The following is a 3,662-nucleotide window of genomic DNA, read 5'->3' as shown; positions in this document are numbered from 1 at the left end:
AGACCTGAGCAGGTTTTTACTGGGTCATTACAAGTTTATATAATTGGTTAATTAAGCATAGCCATAAGGAGCATTTAAATACCATATATGTCCCTCTATCACATGACTTGTGCATTTATTTTCAACTGTTGAATCTGCTTTTAGTTCTTGATTCAAATAGCAAAAAACAAAATCATCCAAATAATCTTTTAATCCTAGAATTATTTGTCGAAAGCTATGGTTATGATAAGTGAGTGTATCCAAATTGTGATCCGGTTTGATAACACCTATCACTGTAAGCGTAGGAAAATCTACACCGTAGGTAGTTTTTCCTAAACCTGCTGTAATAGAGTGTTTATACGTATTGCTTATATTTTGAATCAACCATAAGTATCTGTAGTTCTTACCTAATACCATTTGTCTAAAACTATCTAATTGAGCACTTATCTCATTATTAAAAATTTCAGGGTATGATTTTTTAAATTTATTTTTGAATAAATCTAGCCTAAAGATATCCGAATACCCCTCAATAACAATTTCTTTTTCCCATGGTTTATAACGTTTAAAAAGATTCATAAAAGCAGCAACAACAAGATCATCTATAAATCTTCGAATAGAAGCAATTAAATTCTCTACAATAAAATGATAATGATTAGAACCTGTACCCGTAATGCCTACACTGTAATGCCCTTTAATCTCAGAGTAAAACGCTTCAATCTGCTCAATACAAAATTCAATGTAGTCAATCCGTTGTAAAAGAGAAGTGATATCAGGTACTCGTCCTATTCTGGGCATACTGATACTAGGTAAATTATGAGAAAAATCCATTACCTTATCTTGGTAACGCACTTCATTGCGCCCCCCCAATAGATAAACGGGACCATTAGAATCTCTGCCAGTATAGAAATTTAATTCTTTTACTTTTACACGCCAAAAACCTTCTACTTTTGCATAGAACCATTGTTCATTTAGTTCATCAAAAATAGGAACTTGCCCTTCTGGCCATTCATCAAGGTTAGGCGGAGCTATTTTAGTCGCTGAATATGGTAAACCATAATCTTCTGGCACCTCTTCAAAATACATAAAATATTTATCGTCATAATCATAGTGATATATTTTCATAATTAATTATCTACCTAGGTAACTTCCTCATTTATTAAACCCATCCTATTATTAACACAGCCCAAAAGTAGAATATTTCCTCAGCCTGTAGTCAACAAACTTATCTCTAAAACACAAATCACGCCCTCCAGAATACAAGCAATAAAATAGATCAACTGTATAATAGACTGGTTGTTTTAAAACATGGGCTTCAAATAGTTTTAAGTTTAAGGTAACTGCTATGGATATTAACGCAAGTATTGTTGACCAACGAATCATTGGCATCGCTGAAGAACTATCAAGTGAGCTGGAAGAGATTATTGGCAATGATGATCCTGTGCGCAAGAAGTCTCTTGCATTTGTCCTGTTATGCGTAAGCACGGTATTAGATACACCTTTGACAGAGGCTCTTGAACTTCTCACAGAGGGGGGCAATGATCTAGGTGTTGATGCCTTACATTTAAGCGAAGTTGATGACGGCGAATTCACTGTTACCTTGTTTCAGGGCAAGTACACTCATAAAAATCTCAATGGAGATACTAATTTTCCAGAAAACTCAATTAAAAGTTTAATCAGTCTTGTCAGTAATATTTTTGACCCGAATAAACAATTCACCATGAACCCACGTTTGGCCCCGCGTATTGAGGAAGTACGCTCTCTGATTCGGGATGGGTATATACCCAATGTTCGTTTGCTATTTTGCAGCAACGGTCAACGTTGGAATAATCAGGCCCAACAGTGGCTCGACAACTCGGGGCTTAATCACAGCCAAGTCCATTGGGAACACTATAACCATAATGATATCGTCGCTGTTTTACAGCGAAGCAAAGCAGTCAATGACAGTATTCAACTTACTGGAGAAGCTATAATCGAGGACTTTAACTTTCGTCGTGTCTTAGTTGGAAAAGTACCTGTTACTGAAATCGCTAAGCTATTTGACCGCAATGGCGATTTACTGCTTGAGCGTAATATCCGTCGTTATTTAGGACGTAACACCAATCGAATAAATAATGCTATTCATGACACACTAGTAAGCCCAGAAAAGCAAAAAGACTTTTACTTTTTTAATAACGGCATTACCATGACGTGCACCAAAATGCGCCACAACGCATTACAAGGCAGTGATTACCAGCTAAAGTTAGAAAACATTCAAATTATTAATGGTGGCCAAACCTGCAAAACCATTCAACAAACCATTAATGAAGCGAATGATGCTCATTCTTTTAATGAAGTCTACGTATTGCTACGCCTCTATGAACTTGAAAGTGATGACGATCAACTTATTAACGAGATAACTTTTGCCACCAATAGCCAAAACCCTGTAGATTTACGCGACTTACGCTCGAATGATAGCTTACAAATTCAACTGGAAACAGGTATTAATTCACTTGGCTACATCTATAGACGTTACCGTGAAGAGTCAACAACCAGTAGCCGCATTATTACTAGTGCTACCACCGCCGAAGCTGTGATGGCTATTTGGCGCAAATCTCCACACCAAAGTAAATTTCGACGACGTGAACTTTTTGGAGCCCTATACGAAAAGGTTTTCACTAACTTGAGCCCTGCCCAAGCCATACTCGCCGTATTGATATTTCGGGCAGTTGAAAACGAGCGTAAGCGCCCCACTCTGCTGCAACCCACACCCGACTTTCTACCCTACGCCGCACACTATATGGCCATGCTGGTAGGTCAACTGCTGTTGTCTCAAGCCCAAATCCGACTACAGGATATCAACCATAAAAACCTTGAAGAGCTTATACATCACTTAGAGCAGAACACAGCCGAGTTAATTACTGAGGCTGCCCTGCAACTACAAAAGGCATTAACCGAAATTTACGGAGAACGCCAAGTTTCATTGCAACAGCTTTCAGCCACTTTTAGACGTGGGGACTTATTAGAGTTTTTGCCGAGATGATCTTGTAGGTTTTGAATTCGAATAACGATTAATTCAGAACAAGTTTAGTTAATCGTTATCATATATAGACTTTCAATGTCCTATCAGGACAACTAACATGGTTAAATTATTGTCTTTAATTTTACAAATTATTCTGTAGTCACCGACACGATATTTCCAAAACTCGCCTAATTTGCTACCAGTTAGGGCTTCCCCAATGTCTCTTGGATTATTCAAGGTCGAAACACGTTCGTGCAAAAACTGAATAAGTCGCTTTGCTACCGGTTTATCGAGTTTTCTAATTCTTTTAGCTACTTCTTTTGTTAACTCAATCTTCCAAGCCATATTCTTCAATTAGCGTTTCTAAAGAAATAGTTTCACTTTTTCCTATCCGCACATCTACCAATGCTTGCTCAGCCAAATAAAGGTCTTCTAAGTCATCAATATGTTGCTTGATAGCTTCTTGCATATAATATGTGCGACTTCGACCAGTGGTTTCAGCTAAGTGACTAATACGCTCAACAAGCTCTGTTGGCAAACGCAAAGATACGTTAGTCGACTTATTCATCGTTTCACCCAAAACAGTATAATATTTGTATTACATTGTACATTGTAGTGAGAACATGAACAACCATTTTGACATCCTCCCCGCCCTAAAGGACGGGGATTCCTACTAGCTCCCACG

Annotated in this window: 4 protein-coding genes; 1 reads left to right on the top strand and 3 read right to left on the bottom strand. The window is 37.8% G+C overall.

The genetic code is table 11. From position 1 onward, the window contains the following. Positions 1–51: 51 nt before the first annotated feature. Complete coding sequence (locus tag HMPREF3179_RS02915; protein ID WP_070469666.1) at positions 52–1,101, bottom strand: hypothetical protein; 1,050 nt, start codon at positions 1,099–1,101, stop codon at positions 52–54. A gap of 220 nt (positions 1,102–1,321) precedes the next feature. Between HMPREF3179_RS02915 and HMPREF3179_RS02910 the strand changes: the two genes are divergently transcribed. Then, positions 1,322–2,998 carry an AIPR family protein gene (locus tag HMPREF3179_RS02910; protein WP_018027258.1) on the top strand — a complete coding sequence of 559 codons (1,677 nt, stop codon included), beginning with the start codon at positions 1,322–1,324 and terminating at the stop codon, positions 2,996–2,998. Between the two features lie 72 nt (positions 2,999–3,070). Here the strand turns inward: HMPREF3179_RS02910 and HMPREF3179_RS02905 are convergent, their stop codons facing one another. Continuing rightward, the gene (locus HMPREF3179_RS02905) at positions 3,071–3,322 is read right to left on the bottom strand and encodes a type II toxin-antitoxin system RelE family toxin (protein WP_018027257.1); all 252 of its coding nucleotides are present in this window, start codon (positions 3,320–3,322) and stop codon (positions 3,071–3,073) included. After that, positions 3,306–3,545 (bottom strand): type II toxin-antitoxin system RelB family antitoxin, encoded by a 240-nt coding sequence (locus HMPREF3179_RS02900; protein WP_070469665.1) that lies wholly within the window; start codon positions 3,543–3,545, stop codon positions 3,306–3,308. The genes HMPREF3179_RS02905 and HMPREF3179_RS02900 overlap by 17 nt, the downstream gene beginning before the upstream one ends. Positions 3,546–3,662: the final 117 nt, after the last annotated feature.

The organism is Oligella sp. HMSC09E12 (assembly GCF_001808505.1).
GTDB classification, from domain to species: domain Bacteria; phylum Pseudomonadota; class Gammaproteobacteria; order Burkholderiales; family Burkholderiaceae_B; genus Oligella; species Oligella urethralis.
The sequence above is the reverse complement of the archived record's forward strand: the minus strand, read 5'-3'. Positions and strand labels throughout refer to the sequence as shown.